This is a genomic window from Geminicoccus sp., assembly GCF_036263595.1.
GTDB lineage: Bacteria > Pseudomonadota > Alphaproteobacteria > Geminicoccales > Geminicoccaceae > Geminicoccus.
This window is the reverse complement of the sequence record NZ_DATAGQ010000036.1, coordinates 1-18,477: the sequence shown is the minus strand read 5'-3', so window position 1 is coordinate 18,477 and position 18,477 is coordinate 1. Positions and strand designations below refer to the sequence as shown.

The 18,477-nt window shown below is 67.1% G+C and carries 14 protein-coding genes and 1 pseudogene; 4 read left to right on the top strand and 11 right to left on the bottom strand.

Going from position 1 to position 18,477, the window contains the following annotated elements:
* Positions 1-93 precede the first annotated feature (93 nt).
* Positions 94-822, top strand: a pseudogene (locus VHL31_RS26590) (sulfite exporter TauE/SafE family protein); the annotation flags it as partial.
* An 88-nt stretch (positions 823-910) separates the two neighbouring features.
* A complete protein-coding gene (locus VHL31_RS02835; protein WP_329659689.1) occupies positions 911-2,239 on the top strand; it encodes a sorbosone dehydrogenase family protein in 1,329 nt (442 codons plus the stop codon).
* Here the strand turns inward: VHL31_RS02835 and VHL31_RS02830 are convergent.
* The 4 genes from VHL31_RS02830 to VHL31_RS02815 are packed head-to-tail and all read right to left on the bottom strand — an operon-like array spanning position 2,225 to position 8,115.
* Entirely contained in the window at positions 2,225-2,986 is a 762-nt protein-coding gene (locus VHL31_RS02830) for a hypothetical protein (protein ID WP_329659688.1), read from the bottom strand. The two genes, VHL31_RS02835 and VHL31_RS02830, sit on opposite strands and share 15 nt — an antisense overlap.
* On the bottom strand, positions 2,979-4,151 hold the full coding sequence (locus VHL31_RS02825; protein ID WP_329659687.1) for an electron transfer flavoprotein subunit alpha/FixB family protein: 1,173 nt from the start codon (positions 4,149-4,151) through the stop codon (positions 2,979-2,981). Before VHL31_RS02825 ends, VHL31_RS02830 begins: the two co-directional genes overlap by 8 nt.
* Positions 4,148-6,070: a DUF3483 domain-containing protein gene (locus VHL31_RS02820; protein WP_329659686.1), complete on the bottom strand. Its 1,923-nt coding sequence runs from the start codon at positions 6,068-6,070 to the stop codon at positions 4,148-4,150. The genes VHL31_RS02825 and VHL31_RS02820 overlap by 4 nt, the downstream gene beginning before the upstream one ends.
* The gene (locus tag VHL31_RS02815) at positions 6,070-8,115 is read right to left on the bottom strand and encodes an NADH:flavin oxidoreductase (RefSeq protein ID WP_329659685.1); all 2,046 of its coding nucleotides are present in this window, start codon (positions 8,113-8,115) and stop codon (positions 6,070-6,072) included. The genes VHL31_RS02820 and VHL31_RS02815 overlap by 1 nt, the downstream gene beginning before the upstream one ends.
* A 496-nt stretch (positions 8,116-8,611) precedes the next feature.
* Between VHL31_RS02815 and VHL31_RS02810 the strand changes: the two genes are divergently transcribed.
* Entirely contained in the window at positions 8,612-9,472 is an 861-nt protein-coding gene (locus VHL31_RS02810) for a Crp/Fnr family transcriptional regulator (RefSeq protein WP_329659684.1), read from the top strand.
* Between the two features lie 94 nt (positions 9,473-9,566).
* Positions 9,567-10,901 (top strand): MFS transporter, encoded by a 1,335-nt coding sequence (locus VHL31_RS02805; protein WP_329659683.1) that lies wholly within the window; start codon positions 9,567-9,569, stop codon positions 10,899-10,901.
* Here the strand turns inward: VHL31_RS02805 and VHL31_RS02800 are convergent, their stop codons facing one another.
* From VHL31_RS02800 to VHL31_RS02770, 7 genes are all read right to left on the bottom strand, one after another.
* Positions 10,902-11,615, bottom strand: a complete 714-nt coding sequence (locus tag VHL31_RS02800; protein WP_329659682.1) for a sensor domain-containing diguanylate cyclase — start codon at positions 11,613-11,615, stop codon at positions 10,902-10,904.
* Positions 11,576-12,514 (bottom strand): PAS domain-containing protein, encoded by a 939-nt coding sequence (locus VHL31_RS02795; protein WP_329659681.1) that lies wholly within the window; start codon positions 12,512-12,514, stop codon positions 11,576-11,578. The genes VHL31_RS02800 and VHL31_RS02795 overlap by 40 nt, the downstream gene beginning before the upstream one ends.
* A 266-nt stretch (positions 12,515-12,780) precedes the next feature.
* Positions 12,781-14,208, bottom strand: coding sequence for a gamma-aminobutyraldehyde dehydrogenase (locus VHL31_RS02790; RefSeq protein WP_329659680.1), 1,428 nt, complete (start codon positions 14,206-14,208; stop codon positions 12,781-12,783).
* Positions 14,209-14,228: 20 nt separating this feature from the next.
* Positions 14,229-15,035 carry an ABC transporter permease gene (locus VHL31_RS02785; protein WP_329659679.1) on the bottom strand — a complete coding sequence of 269 codons (807 nt, stop codon included), beginning with the start codon at positions 15,033-15,035 and terminating at the stop codon, positions 14,229-14,231.
* Complete coding sequence (locus VHL31_RS02780; RefSeq protein ID WP_414653629.1) at positions 15,025-15,933, bottom strand: ABC transporter permease; 909 nt, start codon at positions 15,931-15,933, stop codon at positions 15,025-15,027. Before VHL31_RS02780 ends, VHL31_RS02785 begins: the two co-directional genes overlap by 11 nt.
* Before the next feature lie 20 nt (positions 15,934-15,953).
* Positions 15,954-16,937, bottom strand: a complete 984-nt coding sequence (locus tag VHL31_RS02775) for an ABC transporter ATP-binding protein (protein ID WP_329659678.1) — start codon at positions 16,935-16,937, stop codon at positions 15,954-15,956.
* Positions 16,938-17,043: 106 nt separating this feature from the next.
* On the bottom strand, positions 17,044-18,198 hold the full coding sequence (locus VHL31_RS02770) for an ABC transporter substrate-binding protein (protein ID WP_329659677.1): 1,155 nt from the start codon (positions 18,196-18,198) through the stop codon (positions 17,044-17,046).
* Between the last annotated feature and the right edge of the window lie 279 nt (positions 18,199-18,477).

The window sequence follows — 18,477 nt, the reverse complement described above, 5'->3', positions numbered from 1 at the left end:
GCCGCGGCTATCCGCCTTGCATGGCCGACCCATCCCCTGGTTCCTCTCCTACGACACGCCGCCTCCTCCTGGCCTTCGCCGGAGGCGATCGGCATGCTTGGCGGGCTGATCGGCCTGGGCGGTGCTGAATTCCGCCTCCCCCTGCTGATCGGGCCGTTCGGCTTTGCCGCCTTGGAGGCCGTCATCCTGAACAGGGCCATGAGCCTGGTGGTGGTCGTCTCGGCGCTGCCGTTCCGCAATTCGGCCGTGCCGCTGACGGCATTGGCCTCCTCCTGGCCCGTGATCGTCAACCTTCTCGCCGGCAGCCTGATCGGGGCGTGGTTGGGTGCGATGTGGGCCACCCGCGTGACGTCGCGCACCCTCTACCGGATCATCGCCCTGCTGCTCGTGGCCACCGCCGCGGTGCTGGCGCTGGGCCATGGTCCATCGGCGACGGCGCCGCTGCTGACCGGCTTGCCCCAGCTCGTGGCGGGCGTGGCGGCTGGCCTCTGCATCGGGGTGGTCGCCTCCCTGCTCGGTGTTGCAGGCGGGGAGCTGCTCATCCCGACCCTGATCCTGCTGTTCGGGGTGGACATCAAGCTGGCCGGGAGCCTTTCGCTGGCGATCAGCCTGCCGACCATGCTCGTCGGCTTCGCCCGCTACAGCCAGGACCGGAGCTTCGCCGTCATCGGCGCGAACCGGGCCTTCGTGCTGGCCATGGCAGCCGGTTCGCTCCTGGGCAGCGTGATCGGCGGACAGCTGCTCGAAGTCGTTCCCAGCTCGGTGCTTATTCCGCTGCTGGCCATCATCCTCATCCTGTCGGCGTGGAAGGTGTGGCAGCACCGCTACGAAGCACACCGCCCCCGGAACGCAGGGGGGCAGGCCGTGTTGCCCAGCTGGACGACTGCGTTGCCGGGCAGGCGGAGGCCCGATGACTCGAGTGAACTTCCTCTTTGCATCTCTCGGGCTCGCCTGTCTGTGCGTCGTATCCGCCTGCGGGGCGGAACCGCTCCCGGCCGAGGCCGGCTACGGCCCGAACCCGCATCTGCCCGAGCCCGACACGTCGCTCATCCCGACGGTCAATATCGCCCCGGCCATCGGCTGGCCGGCCGGGCAGAAGCCGAAGGCGGCGGACGGGTTCGAGGTGGCGATGTTCGCCGACCAACTCGACCACCCGCGCTGGCTCCATGTGCTGCCGAATGGCGACGTGCTGGTGGCCGAGACCAACAAACCGCCCAAGGATTCGGGCGGTTTGCGGGCCTGGGTGCAAAAGCAGGTACAGAAGATGGCGGGCGCAGCCCCGCCCAGCGCCAACCGGATCACGCTCCTGCGCGATGCCGACGGCGACGGCAGGCCGGAAACGCGCACGCCGTTCCTGGAGAACCTGTTCTCGCCGTTCGGCATGGAGCTGATCGGCAGCGATTTCTATGTCGCCAATGCTGATGCGATCCTGCGGTTTCCCTACCGGGAAGGCGCGACGAGCATTGCCGGGCAGGGCACGAAGGTGACCGACCTGCCGGGCGGCCCGATCAACCACCACTGGACCAAGAACATCATCGCCAGCAAGGACGGCAGCAAGCTGTACGCAACCGTCGGCTCGAACAGCAATGTCGGCGAGAACGGCATGCAGAACGAGGAGAACCGGGCGGCAATTCTTGAGGTGGACCTGGAGACCGGCCAGTCCCGCCTGTTCGCGAGCGGGCTGCGCAACCCGAACGGGTTGGCCTGGCAGCCGCAGTCGAAGGCGCTCTGGACGACCGTGAACGAGCGCGACGAGATCGGCGACGACCTGGTGCCGGACTACATGACCTCGGTGCGGGACGGCGGGTTCTATGGCTGGCCGTATAGCTGGTATGGACAGCATGTCGACGTGCGGGTCGAGCCGCCGCGACCGGACCTGGTGGCAAAGGCGATCGTGCCCGACTATGCGCTGGGGGCGCATACGGCATCGCTGGGCCTGGCCTTCTACGAGGCCGATGCCTTCCCGGCGCGCTACCGCAACGGCGCCTTCATCGGCCAGCACGGCTCCTGGAACCGTTCGGTGCCGAGCGGCTACAAGGTCGTGTTCGTGCCGTTCGCCGACGGCAAGCCATCCGGCAAGGCCGAGGACTTCCTGACCGGCTTTCTCAACGAGAACGGCGACGCACTCGGCCGGCCGGTCGGCGTCGCCGTCGACACGAAAGGCGCCCTGCTGGTGGCAGACGATGTGGGGAACGTGATCTGGCGGATCACGGCCAGGCACGGCTCAGCGTTGCAGTAGACCCTCGCCAGCCAGATAGTCGGCGATCGCTTCCGCCGCTTCGCGCGGCGTCGGCTGGACCATCAGCCTGCCCTTGCCGACCGTGAACGAGGTGGCGGCCGCCATGCGCGCCGCAGCCCCGCCGCGGATCTTCCTGACCGGCCGGGCCAGCGGCCGTGCCGGTTCGGCGCGAAGAGAACTCGCGGCAGGTACCTGCTCCGCCACGGGCTCCACCGCCAATCTGGCGCGGACGGCGCGGCCATAGGCCCAGCCTGCCGGCAGCGGCGCTGCATGAGCGGCAATGACCACAGTCGGCAAGGTGGCGGCCAAGCGTCGGCGCCTGCCGCCGGCCTGGGCCTGAATCAGGGTGACGCGGTCGCCAAGATCCTCGATGGCCACGACCTCGGGAACACAGGTGCCGCCCAGGCTGCCGGCCAGCGCATAGGGCAGAAGGCCGCTGCCGGCACCGCGCTCTGCCTGAGCGCCGGCCAGGACCAGGGCAGGTCGATGCCTTGCCAGCCAGCCGGCCAGCGCCGGCAGCGCGTCGGCCTCTTCTTGCACCGCCAGGCGGACGAGATCCCCGATGCCGAACCCGCCATAGTGTCGCAATGGCTCGTCCTCAGGACCGGCATGCACTGCCGTGACCGAGTGACCGGCGGCCAGCAGGCTGCCCGCGAGGGCCAGGGCGCGGCTGTCCCGATCGGCGGGGCGGAGGCGGCCGGTGGCTGGATGGCGGCCGGCGGAAAGGAGGACGGCGACATCAGCCACGGTCGCGCTCGCGCAGGAGGGAAGCCAGGGCGGGCATGACGGCTTGCGCGTCGGCGACGATGGCGAGGTCGGCCCGCTCGATCATCTTGGCGTGGAGGTCGGTATTGACCGCGACCACGCGCTGGCAACGCTCGATGCCCTGCAGATGCTGGGCAGCCCCGCTGATCCCCATCGCCAGATAGGCCTTCGGTGCCACGAGCGTGCCGGATGCGCCGACCTGCCGGTCGCGCGGCAGCAGCCCGCGGTCGCAGACGATCCGCGAGCCGCCGACCGTCGCGTTCAGGATCTGGGCGAGCTCGTGGAAAGCAGACCAGTCGGTGACGCCGTCGCCGGCACTGGCGATCATGTCGGCCTCGGTCAGTGGCGCGCCGGTGAGGTCGACGGGCATCTCGCCCAGGTCCTCGATGGCTGCCGGTGCTGGACCTATCGTCAGCTCGACCGGCCTGGCTTCCCGCAAGCTGGGCTCGGGCATGTCGGCCAGGAGCACCTCGTGCAGCGTCATGATGGGCGGCGGCAGGCCGACCAGGTCCGTTCCTGCGCCACGAGCCCGGATCTCGGAAGGCTGCAGCCGATGAACGGCAAATGCAGAACCGAGGCCGGTCCGGATGGCGAGCCGGCGTGCGCGATCCGCCCCCAGCAGCGGCGTCTCGGCGAACAGGACGTGCCGCGGCGACAGCGTGTCGAGGGCTGCCGCGATGGCGGACAGTTCCGCGTCCGGATCCCAGCTATCCGGGAGGTCGAGCGCGATATGGCGGTCCGCGCCCAGCCTGCTCAGGTCGTGGCGACCGCGCAGCGTCAGGGCCACGACAGCGCCATCGAGCTGGTCAGCCAGATCGCGCGCCGCGGACAGGAGGCCACGATCGATCCGCTCCAGCCGGCCATCGGGCAGGTCGAGCACGGCCAGGATCAGGCAGGCCGGGTCGGCGACCAGGATCGGCTGCTCCGGTCCCTGCTCGACCAGCACGCCGGCATGTTGGACGAGGTCGCCGCCATGGGGGTCGACCCGCAGCCGGCCACTCGGTGCCAGGACACCCGCACGCAGCGCGTGTGGGTCCGTGCGCGGGCGGGCCGGCCCCGCTGCGACCACTCCCATGCGGACCCGGCCGGATGGACCACGGCCGGCTCGGGCACGTTCGGCATGGGGATCACGGCGCACCCGGCTCACGCGGCTGCCCTCACGCCTGGCGCCACGAGGCGGGCCAGCACCAGTTCGGCGATCTCGGTCACCGCCGGGCGTTCGCCGGTCACGCCTTCAAGCATGACCGTGCAGGTCGGGCAGGCCACCACGACGCCGGCTGCACCCACAGCCTTCGCGTCGTTCATGCGCATGTCGGGGATACGGCGGGGACCCGGGATGTCGGTCAGCGGCGCACCTCCGCCGCCACCGCAGCAGCGGGACATCTTGCCGTGGCGTGCCATCTCAACGCGATGGACGCCCATCAGGTCGAGCAGGCGGCGCGGCGCGTCGAACTCGCCGTTCCATCGGCCGAGATAGCAGGGATCGTGATAGGCGACAGGTTCGAGAGTGACCTCGGCGGATGTCTGCAGCCGACCCGACTCGAGCAGTTCCAGCAGCAGCGCGGTATGGTGGACCACCGTGTAGCGGCCGCCCATCTCCGGGTAGTCGTTGCGCAGGGAGTTCAGCACGTGGGGGTCGGTGGTCACGATCCGGTTGAAGCGGTAGCGGGCGAGCGTGGCGATGTTGGCCTTGGCCAGGCGCTGGAACTGCGCCTCATCGCCGAGGCGGCGGGCCAGGTCGCCGGTGTCCAGTTCCTCGTCGCCCAGCACGGCCAGGTCCAGCCCGGCCCGGCGGGCGACCTGCACGAAGGCCCGGATGGCACGCTGTCCCCTCGGATCGAACGCGCCGTCGCCCAGCCAGAGGAGCAGATCGGTGCTGCCGACATCCCGCAGGCGCGGCAGGTCCAGGTCGACGAACGCGTCCATCCGGCGGTCCAGCGCCCGGCCGTGGATATTGTCCGTGGCGGCGAGCTCAGCCAGCGCGATGGGCGCCTTGCCCGGCACCGCGCCGAGCTCGAGGGTCTGGAAGCGGCGCAGGTCGATGATGGCATCGAGATGCTCGATCATCATCGGGCAGGCTTCCACGCAGGCCCGGCAGGTCGTGCAGGCCCAGAGAGCCTCGGGCGGGATCATGCCGGTTGCCGATACGAGCGGCACGCCAGCGCCACCCTGCCCGACACGGTCTTCCATGCCCGGCCAGCGGCGACCGTGATAGTCGTGGTCGTCGGTATGGTCGGCGGCCTGGCTCATCGCGATGGCGCGGATGACGAATTTCGGATCGAGCGGCTGGCCCGCGGCGAAGGCCGGGCACTGCTCCTCGCAGCGGCCGCAGGCGACGCAGGCATCAGCCATCAGGAGGCGGTTCCAGCCGAAATCCCGGGGAATCTCGACCCCAAGCTTCGGTGCGTCCAGGTCGATCGGGTGCAGCCCCACGACCGGCATCCTGCTGGAGAAGCGCGGCGGTCGCGGATGGGTGACGAGGTTGAGGGCGCCGGCCAGGGCGTGGCGCATCGGCCCGGACGAAAGGCCGTCGGCCAGCTCGAAGGCGGACCACGCCATGAGGACGGTCAAGGCGAGGCTGGCCGGATGGAGCAGGCCGGGCTCCTCGATCAGGCCGGCGGCCGGTGCCGTAAACCAGGCCAGGCCCAGCACGAACCCGCCAATCGCCCAGCCGAACCGATTCCAGCGGCCGCCGGACAGGCGTGGCGGCCGATCGACCCGGCGGCGCACGACCCGTTCCACGCCCAGCAGCGTCACCAGGCAGACCAGCAGCAGCGGCCAGGCCAGGTAGGGGCCGCCCACGCGCAGCACATGGACGAGGAAGACCAGCAGCAGGGCGCCGACGAAACCGCCGGCCGCCATCACGTGCATGGTGGAGGCATAGCGATCGCGGGCGACGACGTCATGGACGTTGACGAGGTAGCGCCGCGGCAGGGCCAGGAGGCCCTGGACCCAGTCGACCCTGGCCGGTCCACCGGCGCGCCAGCGGCCGGCGCGCTGCAGGACTCCGAGGGTTGCCCACGCGATCGCGCCGGCCAGGATCACGACGACGATCGTGCTGGACATCAGAAGGTCATGCACAGGCGCAGGGAGTCGTACAGCGCGGCGTGGATGTTGCGGCAGGCAACGGCGTCACCGACACGGAACAGCATGAAGTTTCCATCGGGGTTGTTGACGATGTCCTGGGGTTCACGGTCGCGCAGCTTATGGACATCGATCTCGCCGAGATTCCGGCTGATGGGCTTGAGCTTGAAGTAAAGCTCGTCGTTCGGCAGCGTCCCGTGCTCGATGACCACCTGGTCGACGAGCCGCTCCTCTTCCTCGTCCGAATACTCGTTCAGGAGCACGGCGATGAGCTTGTTGCCTTCCTGGTAGACCTCGGTGAGGCGGGTATCCGGCGTGATCACCGCCTTGTGCTTGTAGAGGTCGCGCAGATAGTGCGGGAAGTTGGTCATGCCGACCTCCACCAGCAGCTTGCGCTCGGGCGTCACGACCTCGACCTTGCTGCCGCGCTTGGCCATGAAGGTGGCGACCGACGGGCCGTGGTGGTCGGCATGATCGTCGAACAGGAGGACATTCTCGCCCGGTGCCACCTTGCCGTTCAGGATGTCCCAGGTGCTGACCACGTGGCCCGGCGCCGCCTTGACCTCATGGAGGTTGGGATGGCCGCCGGTGGCGATCACGACCAGGTCCGGCTGCTCGGCCTGGATGCGTTCGGGCGTCGCCCCAGTGGACAGGCGGACGTCGACGTTCAAGCGGCGGACCTGGCCCTGCAGCCAGCGGGTGATGCCGTTCAGGCCTTCGCGCCAGTCGGCCTTGCCGGCGATGGCGATCTGGCCGCCCAGGGCGGCCGCCTTCTCGAACAGGACCACGCGGTGGCCGCGCTCGGCCGAGACGCGGGCGGCTTCCAGGCCGGCCGGACCGCCGCCGACCACCACCACCGTCTTGCCGCCCTGCCCTTTGGGCACGACGTGCGGCAGGGTCGCCTCCCGTCCGGTCGCCGGGTTCTGAATGCAGATGGCGTCGCCGCCGGTATAGATCCGGTCGATGCAGTAGCCGGCGCCGATGCACTGCCGGATCTCGTCGGCGCGGCCCTCGCGGAGCTTGTTGACGATGTGCGGGTCGGCGATGTGGGCGCGGGTCATCGCGACCATGTCGACATGCCCCTCCTCCACGGCGCGCGCGGCTGTCGCGACGTCCGGGATGCGGCCGGCATGGAAGATCGGCACGGTACCGATTTCGCGGCGGATCTGGCTGGCCAGATAAAGGTAGGGGGCGACCGGCATCGACATGTTCGGGATGAGATGCGCCAGCGCCCGCTCGGTGTAGACGTTGCCGCAGTTGATGTTCAGGTAGTCGATGCAGCCCTGGTCGACATGCGCCTTGGCCAGCGCAATGGCCTCCTCGGGGCCGATGCCGTCCTCCAGCATCTCGTCGCCCGAAAAGCGCATGCCGAAGACCATCGCGTCGCCGATGGCGCGGCGCACCTGCTCGAACAGTTCCAGCGTGAACCGGCTGCGGTTCTCGGTGGTACCGCCATAGCCGTCGGTGCGGCGGTTCACGACCGGCGACCAGAACTGGCCGGGCAGATGGCTGTCGATCAGGATTTCCACGCCGTCGAAGCCGCCTTCCATCAGACGCTTGGCGGCAGCCGCATAGTCCTGCTGGACCCGCCGGATGTCCCAGTCCTCCATCTCCTTGGGAAAGGAGCGGTGGGACGGCTCGCGGACCGCCGAGGAGGAAATGGTCGGCATCCAGTTCTCGGCGTCCCAGCGGGTGCGGCGACCCATATGGGTGATCTGGCAGAAGATCTTGGCGCCGAACCCGTGCACCCGCCCGCTGAACTCCTGCAGGAACGGGATCACCTTGTCGCTGCCGATATCGAGCTGGTTCCACAAGGCCGCCGGACTATCGGGCGACACCGAGGACGATCCACCCACCGAGGTGAGACCGATCCCGCCCTTGGCCTTTTCGGCATGGTAGAGCTGATAGCGGAGCTGAGGCATGCCGTCCTTGCCGTAGGACGGGGCGTGGGAAGTGCTCATCACCCGGTTGCGGATGGTGCAGGTCCGGATCGTCAATGGCTGGAACAGTGCGTCGGTCGACGCCATGAAATCGGTCCCCAACAGGCGCGCATCGGGCAAAGGCTTTGCGCGCGGCTGGCAGATCGTGGCTAGGAGAGGCTCGCCCCGTCAAGACGGTCGGCAGTGCCCCGCCGACGGGAAAAAGGCGGCCGCCGGGCGATCGGGGGAAGGAAGGGCCCGGCGGCCGGACCTCGAAGCGCGTTCGAGGGGAGGCATGGAAAACATTCTACTCGTGCGGAGGCGCAGAGCAGTGACTTTCATCACATCAGGTCCGGTAGTGCGTGGGGCGAAAAAGCGCACGGATACGGTACCACATCGATCCGCGGCCGCGCCAGCAGCGTTGATGAACCTGTCATGGAAAGGGTCATGAGATTAGATATACTACAGTCGTCAATGGCAATTATCTTCAGAGATGACCCGTCTATCCCAACTCTTGACAAATCATCGTCTGACCTACTCACCTGCTTCCTGTACTGAGGAGCAAAGCTGATTCTCGCTCCTCCGCTTCGATATGGACGCGATCATGGCAACCGCCACTGAACAACATGGCCATACTCCGGAGACGAACCTCGATGACGACCACTCGTCCATCACCGGGGAGACCATGGTTCCTTCTTCGGGCCGCATGCCATCGGTGATGCGGCCGCCGCGCTACGCAGCATTGCCCCAGCACGGGTTCAGGAACCGCCGCAACGATCTGAGCCGCATCCTCGCCAACTGCCTCTGGTTCCGTTCGCTGGATCCGCAGGCACTGCAGGAAATCATGTCGATCGGCCGCGAGATCGAAATCGCCAAATCGAAGAACCTGTTTCGCACGGGCGACCAGAACGACGACGTCTACGTCATCCTGAGCGGGCGGATCATGATCTGCAGCACGGGCGCCAACGGCCGCGACATCGGCTTTCGCGAATATGCCACCGGAGACTGCTTCGGCGAACTTGCCGCCCTCGACGGCCTTGGCCGTTCCGCGACGGCGCGGGCGCTGACCACGACCCGGCTCTTCCGGATCCCGTCGGCGGACTTCCGGCGGGTCCTTGCCAGTCACCCGGACGTCGCCGCCGCTGTACTCAGGTCCATGGCCGGGCTGGTGCGTGCCTTGAGCGAACGGATCGCCGATTACAGTACCCGTGCCGGTGTGCGGATCGTGGCGGAACTGGTGCGCCTGGCCGAAGCCAAGCTGGGTTCGGCCGGGGGCGCGCGTGCCTCGATCTGCCCTGCACCGACCGACGAGGATCTCGCGGCGCGCCTGGATACCCAGCGCGAAGCGGTCAACCGGGTGATCAACGATCTGAAACGGCGGCGGCTGATCGAGCGCAACCGTTCATGCCTGATCGTGCTCGACCTCCCGGCCTTGCAGCGGCATCTGGCGGAGTTGCGCGGCTAGGACCGACCGACAGGTCCCAGGCACCGTACGACCTTCACCTTCCCTCCCTCACGGCCCGGAGCGGCTAGGCGCGAGCACCGGCTCGGAAAGATCAATGACGACACCTACAAGGCCTGCCCTCAACTCGCCCCGCCGCGTCCTGATGGCGAGCCTGGCCGGCACCACGATCGAGTTCTTCGACTTCTACATCTACGCTACGGCAGCGGTTCTTGTGTTCCCGCATCTGTTCTTCCCGAACAGCGACCCGGCGTCGGCCATGCTCCAATCGTTCGCGACGTTCGCGATCGCCTTCTTTGCAAGGCCGGTCGGGGCCGCGCTGTTCGGCCATTTCGGCGACCGCATCGGCCGCAAGGCGACGCTCGTGGCAGCCCTCCTCACGATGGGGATCTCCACGGTGCTGATCGGCCTGCTGCCCACCTACGAGAGCATCGGCGTCGCTGCTCCATTGCTGCTGGCCCTCTGCCGGCTGGGCCAGGGGATCGGCCTGGGCGGCGAATGGGGTGGAGCGGTCCTGCTCGCGACCGAGAACGCCCCGCCGGGCCGACGTACCTGGTACGGCATGTTTCCGCAGTTGGGCGCACCCATCGGCTTCCTGCTGTCGGCCGGCCTGTTCCTTCTCCTCAGCGAGACGATGGAGGACACCACCTTCTTCACTTGGGGCTGGCGCCTGCCCTTCCTGCTCAGTGCGTGCCTGGTGATCATCGGCCTCTATATCCGCCTCAAGATCAGCGAGACGCCGGCCTTCCAAAAGGCGATCGAGCGGGAGGAGCGGGTATCGGTGCCGATCGTCACGATCTTCCGCGAGCACAAGCTGAGCGTGCTGATCGGGACGTTCGCCGCGCTGGCCACCTTCGTGCTGTTCTACCTGATGACCGTGTTCTCGCTGAGTTGGGCCACCACCGCCCTAGGTTACACGCGCATTGAGTTCCTCATCTACCAGATGATCGGCGTCGTATTCTTCGGTGCCACCATCCCACTCGCCGCCCTGCTTGCCGACAGGTATGGCCGCCGGCTCATCCTGATTCTTACGACGCTGGCCATCGGCCTGTTCGGCCTTCTGCTCGCGTCGCTGTTCCAGCCGGGCGACCCTGCGGGAGCGATCCTGTTCTGTGCGATAGGCTTGGCCTTGATGGGATTCACCTACGGCCCACTCGGGGCTGCCCTGGCGGATCCGTTTCCGACCTCGGTGCGCTATACCGGCGCGTCGATGGCTTTCAATCTGTCGGGCATCGTCGGCGCCTCCCTGGCACCTTATGCCGCCACCTGGCTCGCCACCAGTTTCGGCCTGCCTTATGTCGGCTACTACCTGACCGGCTCGGCACTGCTCACGCTGGTGGCCCTGCTATGCATCCATGAGGAACGGGACCGGCCAGAGGCAGGCTCACTCGACGCGTTGGCTGCGGCTCGAAGGGCGGGCGGCTCGACCTAGCTAGGGGTCGGCAATGGCGTAGCAGTTGCGGCCGGCACGCTTGGCCGAATAAAGGGCCGCATCAGCGCGAGCGTAGAGTTGGTCAGGCTGGTCGGTACCGGAGGCGATCGCGACGCCGGCGCTTCCACTGATCGTGATGATCCGATCTTCGATCGCGAACGGTTCGGCCAGCGTCGCCAGGATCCTCGTCACGATCCGCTCGTCACGCCCGCCCTGGAAGTTCGGACACAGGATGGCGAACTCGTCGCCGCCCAGGCGAGCGATCGTGTCGCTGCGCCTCAGCACACCGTGCAACCGCGCCGCCACCTCCATGAGCAACCGGTCGCCGATGTCGTGGCCATGGTCGTCGTTGACCGGCTTGAACTCGTCGAGGTCCACCAGGACCAGGGCCGCAGGCTGCTCCGTCAGCAGCGCTCCACGGACGGCGTCCCAGAAAGCCGTTCGATTGAGCAACCCGGTCAACGTGTCGTGATGGGCCAGATACTCGAATTGCAGCATGGTGCGGCGCCGGTCGGTCACATCGCCCAGAAGACCGACCAGACGAACGGCCCGGCCTGACGCGTCGCGTTCCAAGGCACTGGCGCGGTTGTGAACCCACACCACCTCGCCATGGCCGTTGCGGATGCGGTGCTCGATTGCATACTGGCTCTCGCGCCCCTCGATCAGGGCATCCATCACCTCGTCGACCGCAGCCTGATCGCCCTCGTGCACCATGGAGAGCCAGCCATCGGTAGGCCAGGAGCCGCCGAGACCCAGCAGGTCGGCGACCGGTCGCTCAACTCCATGCCGCCGGACCGTACGTCGAAGTCCCACAAGCCCTCGTCCGCTGCTTCGAGGGCGAACTGGAGACGGCGCTCGCTTTCGCGCAAGCGCTCCTCAGCTCGCTTTCGGTCGCTGATGTCGGACAGGATCCCGACGATCTTGCCGCCGCTGCGGTCGATGGCGATCGAGTGGATCCAGACCCAGGCTCCGCTCTCGGTGCGTACGCGATACTCGCAGTCCCAGTGGCCCTCGCCGGCCGCAGCCTTTTCCCACTGTGCAACGACACGGTCGAGGTCGCCCGGGTGGACCCGCTCCGTCCATGCCGGAATATGCCCGGACGATCCGCCGGCATGAAAGCCGAGGATCTCAAGCGCGCGCGCGTCGAAGCAGTCGATCTTCGTGGAAAGCGTGTGTTCCCAGGTTCCGAGGCCCGTTGCGGCGATCGCCCGGCGCAGCCTGATCTCGGCAGCCAGCCTGCGCTCCTCGTCGTCCATCTCGCTCGTCACGTCCCGACCGAGCGCATGATACTCCACGATGTTACCCAAGGCGTCGAACACGCCATGGATCGTCCATTCCTGCCACGTCACCCGGCCGTCCCGGGCGGTGAAGCGATGGCGCGTCGTGGTACGCGGATGATCGGGCACGATTGCGCGGATGGCGGCCTCGTTCGCCGCCCGATCAGCAGGCGGCAGCATCTCTGGAAAGCACAGGCCGATCATGTCATCGCCATCGACGCTGGCGCAGTGCCGGTCCGCCCACAGCAGGCGCAGCTCCGGATCAAAGCGGCACGACATCTCGCGCCGCGCATCGGCGACGGCCCAGGCAGGATCCCGGCTACGGTCGCTAGTCATCCCCGCTTGGTCCTGTACCGCGTCTTGGGACAATGGCATACCCAAGTCATTGCCATCCGTCCGCATGACTATCGTCTCAGCTGCGCATCAAGCCAATGACGATCGACAGGATAACAAAAGCTTCAGATCCTGATGCAGGAGGAGGTTGCGAGCCAACTGGACAAAATAAGAGCAAAATTGATTCTATCGGACAGACATGACGCCATGCCGAGCCTGCTCCAGAACAGCCGGGGGAGTAGATTCGACATGAAAAGAACCAGATAGCCTCAGTCGTGCGCGATCATCACATGGCGCGGCACCGTATAGTCTTCCAGGGCGTAGGCGGACAGGTCCTTGCCGTAGCCGGACTGCTTGAAGCCGCCATGTGGCATTTCCGAGCAGAGCATGAAGTGGGTGTTGATCCAGGTGCACCCATACTGGAGCCGGCTCGCCACCTTCATGGCCTTGCCCACGTCACGGGTCCAGACCGACGATGCGAGCCCGTACTCGCTGTCGTTCGCCCAGGCCACGGCTTCGTCGGCATCGCTGAACCGAGTCACCGAGACGACGGGACCAAACAACTCCTTGCGGACGATCTCGTCATCCTGCCGGGCCCCCGCGATGACGGTGGGCTCGAAGAAGTAGCCGGCTCCGCCCTTGTTCTTCCCCCCGGCCACCGCTTCCATGTGGCCGGTGCCGAGCGCCCGTTCCACGAAGCCCGCGACGCGCTGCCGATGCTCGTTCGAGACGAGCGGGCCGATCTCCGCCGAGGAATCATTCCTGTCACCATAGTTGATCGAGGCGGCTGCCGAGGCGAGATCGGCCACCAGCTTGTCGTGGATCTTCGGCCCTGCATAGACGCGGCAGGCCGCGGTGCAGTCCTGCCCTGCATTGTAGTAGCCGAACACCTTGATCCCGTTCACGACCGCTTCCAGGTCGGCATCGTCGAACACGATTACCGGCGCCTTGCCACCGAGCTCCAGGTGGGTGCGTTTCATCGTCTTGGACGCGGCTTCCAGTACCTTGCCGCCGGTCGCGATCGATCCTGTCAGCGACAGCATGCGCACGCCCGGATGGTCGATCAGCGCGTGGCCGACCGAGGGTCCTTTGCCGTGGACGATGTTCACCACGCCCGGCGGGAAGATCTCGGCCAGGAGCTCGCCCAGCGCCAGCGTCGTGAGCGGCGTCATCTCGGACGGCTTGAGGATGATCGTGTTGCCCGCAGCGAGCGCTGGCGCCAGCTTCCAGGCGCCCATCATCAGCGGGTAGTTCCAGGGAGCGATCGACCCGACCACCCCGACCGGATCGCGGCGGACCATGCTGGTGAAGCCCTTCAGATACTCCCCTGCCAAGGGGCCGGTCTGGTGCCGGACCGCGCCGGCGAAGAAGCGGTAGCAGTCGACGATTGCCGGGATCTCGTCTTCCTGAACCCGGGCCAGCGGCTTGCCGCAATCCAGCGATTCCAGGCCGGCGAAATGGTCGGCCCTGCTTTCGATGGCATCCGCGAGCTTGAAGAGCAGGCTGGACCGTTCCGCCGGCGTGTTCTGCGACCATTCGCCAAAGGCCCGGCCGGCTGCCCGTACCGCCTGGTCGACCTGGGATGGCGACGCCTCAGCGATCTCAACCAGCACGCCGCCGGTCTGCGGGTCGAACACGGTCAAGGCGTCACCTTCGCCCGTGACGAACTGGCCATCGATCAGCATCGCCGTATGCATGGTTCTCTCCCGGTTGGCGTTCATTTGCCTGATCCTGCCACGCTGTCGGTGCCCCGCGTCAACCGGTAGGCCAGCAGGATCGGCACGAGGGTCAAGACGAACACGAACACCGCCACGACATTGGTCACCGGACGCTGGCGCGGGCGGACGAGTTCCGAAAGCATCCAGATCGGCAAGGTGGTCTGCTGGCCCGCCGTAAAGGTCGTGACGATCACCTCGTCGAAGCTGAGCGCGAAGGCCAGCATGCCGCCTGCCAGAAGGGCCGTGGCGAGGTTCGGCAGGACGACATGGCGGAAGGTCAGCCAGGGTCCCGCCCCAAGGTCGAACGAGGCCTCGATGATGGACCCGGATGTCCGGCGCAGGCGGGCGATCGCGTTGTTGTAGACGACCACGACGCAGAAGGTCGCGTGGCCGATCACGATCGTCCAGAAGCTGAACGGGATCTCCATGATCCCGAAGGCGGAGCGGAGTGCTATGCCGGTGATGATGCCGGGCAGCGCGATCGGCAGGATCAGCAGAAGCGTGACCGTCTCCTTGCCGAAGAAACGGGCGCGCACCAAGGCCAGGGCGGCCAGCGTGCCGAGGATCATGGCGACGAGCGTGGCAAGGGCGGCGACCCGGACGGACAGCCCCAGCGCCGCCCAGACATCCTGGCGGCTCCAGGCGACCGCGAACCACTGCAGGGTCAGGCCGGGCGGCGGGAACTGGTAGGACTTGTCCTCCGTCGTGAGCGCGTAGAGGAAAATGAACGCCATCGGCAGGTGGAGGAACAGAAGTCCCAGGACAGCCGCGATGGTCAGACCGGCAGGGGCACGTTCATAGCGCATCGAAGGCACCCAGGCGGCGTGCCACGGCCAGGTAGATCGCCATGACGACGATCGGCACTACCGAGAAGGCAGCCGCCAGCGGCACGTTGCCGGCCGTTCCCTGCTGCAGATACACGACCTGCCCGATGAACAGCCGCGACGAACCGATCACGTAGGGCAGGATGTAGTCGCCCATGGTCAGCGAGAAGGTGAAGATCGAGCCCGCCACGACGCCGGGGAAGGCGAGCGGCAGGATGATCTTGCGGAAGGTCATGCCGGGCGGCGCGCCAAGATCGCCGGAAGCTTCCAGCAGGCGGCGCGGCACCCGCTCCAGCGCCGCTTCCACCGGCAGGATCATGAACGGCACCCAGAGATAGGTGAACACCAGGAACATGCCGAGATAGCTCACCGACAGTGACGGCCCGCCGATCAGCGGGATGGCCAGGATGCCGTCGAGCAGCCATGGCAGGCCCATCTGGCCGAAGATCCAGGTGATCGCACCTTCCTTGGCCAGGATCAGCTTCCAGGCATAGACCTTGACCAGGTAGCTCGACCAGAGCGGCAGCATCACCAGGACGTAGAGCAGCGCCTTCCAGCGGCCCTGGGCGTAGCGGGCCATCAGGTAGGCGATGGGGAAGGCGACGACGGCGCAGGCGATCGTCACACAGGCCGCCATGACCAGGGTCCGGAGCACGATGTCGAGATTGGAGGGCTCGCTCAGGAACTGCCGCCACGTCGACAGGGTCGGTTCGTAGAGGATCACGCCCGAGAACTCATCCAGGGCGAAGAGGCTCTGGGCGAGCAGGGCGAACAGCGACCCGGTATAGACGACGCCCAGCCAGAGCATCGGGGGCAGCAGGAGCAAGAAGGTCACCAGCCCGCTGCGCCGCCACAGGCTGCGGCCGATGGCGGCACCCAGGCCCGCCCCGGCCACGGCGCTCAATGGGCGAGTTCCAGGAAGGAAGCGCGATCCGCCCCGAGCCGGATGACAGCCCCTTCGGCTGGCAGGCGCTCAGGATCGGTCTCGGCGAGCAGGGCCGCGATCGCCGTGCCGTCGGCAAGCTGCGCTTCGAGGCGCGTGCCGGCTCCCAGGAAGTGGCGGGCGGCGACCGTGGCGTCGAACTGGAGTTCTCCTTCGCCCAGCCTCAGTCGCTCCGGACGGATGGCCACCGGGTGCCGGCTACCCAGGACGCTGCCGGGCAACACGTTGGCGGCACCCACGAAGTCCGCCACGAAGGAGGTGCGGGGCCGGTCATAGATGTCCCGCGGGCTGCCGATCTGCTCGATCCGGCCATGGCTGAACACGGCGATCCGGTCCGACATGGCCAGGGCCTCGCCCTGGTCGTGCGTCACGTAGATGAAGGTGATGCCGACCCGGCGCTGCAGCGCCTTCAGCTCACCCTGCATCTGCTGGCGGAGCTTGAGGTCGAGGGCGCCCAGCGGCTCGTCCAGCAGGAGCACGCGCGGTTCCAGGACCAGGGCACGCGCCAGCGCCACGCGCTGCCGCTGGCCGCCTGACAAGGCTGCCGGCCGCCGGTCGCCGAAGCCGCCCAAGGCCACCGAGGCCAGCATCGCCTCGGCCTTGTCCAGCCGCGCACGCTGATCGACGCCGCGGACCATCAGTCCGTAGGTGACGTTCTCCACCACGGTCATGTGCGGGAACAGCGCATAGTCCTGGAACACCGTGTTGACGTCACGTTCCCAGGGTGGCGTGTCGGCGCATCGCTTGCCCGCGATGAACACGTCGCCCGAGGTCGGGCGGTCGAAGCCGGCGATGAGGCGCAGGCAGGTGGTCTTGCCGGAACCGGATGGCCCCAGCATCGAGAAGAACTCGCCGTCGGCGACCGAGAAGGAGACGCCGTCCAGCGCCCGCACCCTGCCGAAGCTACGAACCACCTCTTCGAAACGCACGGCTTCGGTCATGACACACCGCCGATGGCCGCAGCGCATGCCGTCCGGGACCATCTCACGAGACGAGAACGGTAAGGGTGCCCTATGGCCGGACCGGCCGGCCATGGAGTTGCTAGGCTCAGCGGCCGCCGAGGATCGCGATGTAGTCGGTCACCCAGCGATAGTAGGGCACGCAGGCTTCCTGCGTTTCGCACTTGGCCACGGGCGTGCGCCAGAAATGGATCTTGTCGAAGCTCTCGATGCCGTTGGTCTTGCAGCCCTCCGCACCCAGCAGCGCATTGTTCTCGCAGGCGGCCGGCACGGAGGGAACCGAGCCGAACCAGGCGGCGAGATCGCCCTGCACCTTCGGGCTCAGCGAGTGCTCCATCCACATGTAGGCACAGTTCGGATGCGCAGCCTCCGCGTGCATCATGGTGGTGTCGGCCCAGCCCGTGGCACCCTCTTCCGGAATGGTGCTGGCGATGGGCGCTCCCTTGGACTTCAGGAGATTGACCTGGAATGGCCAGGAGCTGGATGCCACCACGCCTTCATTGGTGAAGTCGTCGACCTGCACGAAGGCATCATGCCAGTAGCGGTGTACGATCTGACGCTGCTGGCGGAGAAGCTCCAGCGCCGCCTTGTACTGGTCCTCGGTGAGCTCGTAGGGGTCCTTGATGCCCAGTTCCGGCTTGTGCTCCATCAGGTACATCGCGGCATCCGCGATGTAGATGGGACCGTCGAAGGCCTGCACGCGCTGCTCGTTGCTCTTGCCGTCCGGGAGGTCCTGCTTCTCGAAGACGATGCTCCAGGACTTGGGAGCCTCCTTGAACACCGTGGTGCTGTAGGCCAGCACATTGCCGCCCCACTGGTAGGGAACGCCATAATGCTTGTCGCCGACATAGTGCCAGGGCGCCTTCTGCAGGCGCTCGTCGACCGTGGCGAAGGAGGGGATCAGGGCAGTGTTGATCTCCTGGACGCGCTTGCTGGCGATGAGGCGCAGCGAGGCATCACCGGAGGCCGTGACGAGATCGAAACCGCCCTCGTTCATGAGCGCCACCATCTCGTCCGACGTACCTGCCGTCTTGACGGTGACCTTGCAGCCGGTCTTCGTCTCGAAGTCGGTGACCCAGTCATAGTTCGGGTCGGTCTGGCCTCGTTCGATATAGCCGGGCCAGGCGACGATATCGACCGCACCCTCTCCCGCTCCCAGTTCGGTCAGTGCCTGGGCCCCAGCGGCGCCGCTGCCGGCGAGCATGGCCAAGGCCGCTGCAGCCACGAGCTTGTTCGATCGCATATTGTCCCCACCCCTCTCGGCTTCCCGCCTCCTGAGCAGCTTCCGGCCGGGTTGCGGAACGGAAGAGCGATTGTCGGCAGGAAAACCCATCACGTTTACGTTTGATTCATCATTGCTGCGTTAATGTCCAGGCATGGGCCGGTTGATCTCCCCCGAGGTACGGCCGGTCCAGAGTTCCCCCACGTTGTGATGCCTGAATTGGCGGCCACCGACCATCGGTGGCCGCCGCTTTTTCCGAATGATCGCGCCGTCCTACTGGCTCGCCCAGATCACCCGGGC

What these genes read in the sequence shown, in the direction of transcription:
- VHL31_RS02835 (WP_329659689.1), top strand. Translation starts at nt 911, where the DNA reads ATGACTCGAGTGAACTTCCTCTTTGCATCTCTCGGGCTCGCCTGTCTG.
- VHL31_RS02820 (WP_329659686.1), bottom strand. Translation starts at nt 6,070, where the DNA reads ATGTCCAGCACGATCGTCGTCGTGATCCTGGCCGGCGCGATCGCGTGG.
- VHL31_RS02815 (WP_329659685.1), bottom strand. Translation starts at nt 8,115, where the DNA reads ATGGCGTCGACCGACGCACTGTTCCAGCCATTGACGATCCGGACCTGC.
- VHL31_RS02810 (WP_329659684.1), top strand. Translation starts at nt 8,612, where the DNA reads ATGGCAACCGCCACTGAACAACATGGCCATACTCCGGAGACGAACCTC.
- VHL31_RS02805 (WP_329659683.1), top strand. Translation starts at nt 9,567, where the DNA reads ATGACGACACCTACAAGGCCTGCCCTCAACTCGCCCCGCCGCGTCCTG.
- VHL31_RS02800 (WP_329659682.1), bottom strand. Translation starts at nt 11,615, where the DNA reads ATGGTGCACGAGGGCGATCAGGCTGCGGTCGACGAGGTGATGGATGCC.
- VHL31_RS02795 (WP_329659681.1), bottom strand. Translation starts at nt 12,514, where the DNA reads ATGACTAGCGACCGTAGCCGGGATCCTGCCTGGGCCGTCGCCGATGCG.
- VHL31_RS02790 (WP_329659680.1), bottom strand. Translation starts at nt 14,208, where the DNA reads ATGCATACGGCGATGCTGATCGATGGCCAGTTCGTCACGGGCGAAGGT.
- VHL31_RS02785 (WP_329659679.1), bottom strand. Translation starts at nt 15,035, where the DNA reads ATGCGCTATGAACGTGCCCCTGCCGGTCTGACCATCGCGGCTGTCCTG.
- VHL31_RS02775 (WP_329659678.1), bottom strand. Translation starts at nt 16,937, where the DNA reads ATGACCGAAGCCGTGCGTTTCGAAGAGGTGGTTCGTAGCTTCGGCAGG.
- VHL31_RS02770 (WP_329659677.1), bottom strand. Translation starts at nt 18,198, where the DNA reads ATGCGATCGAACAAGCTCGTGGCTGCAGCGGCCTTGGCCATGCTCGCC.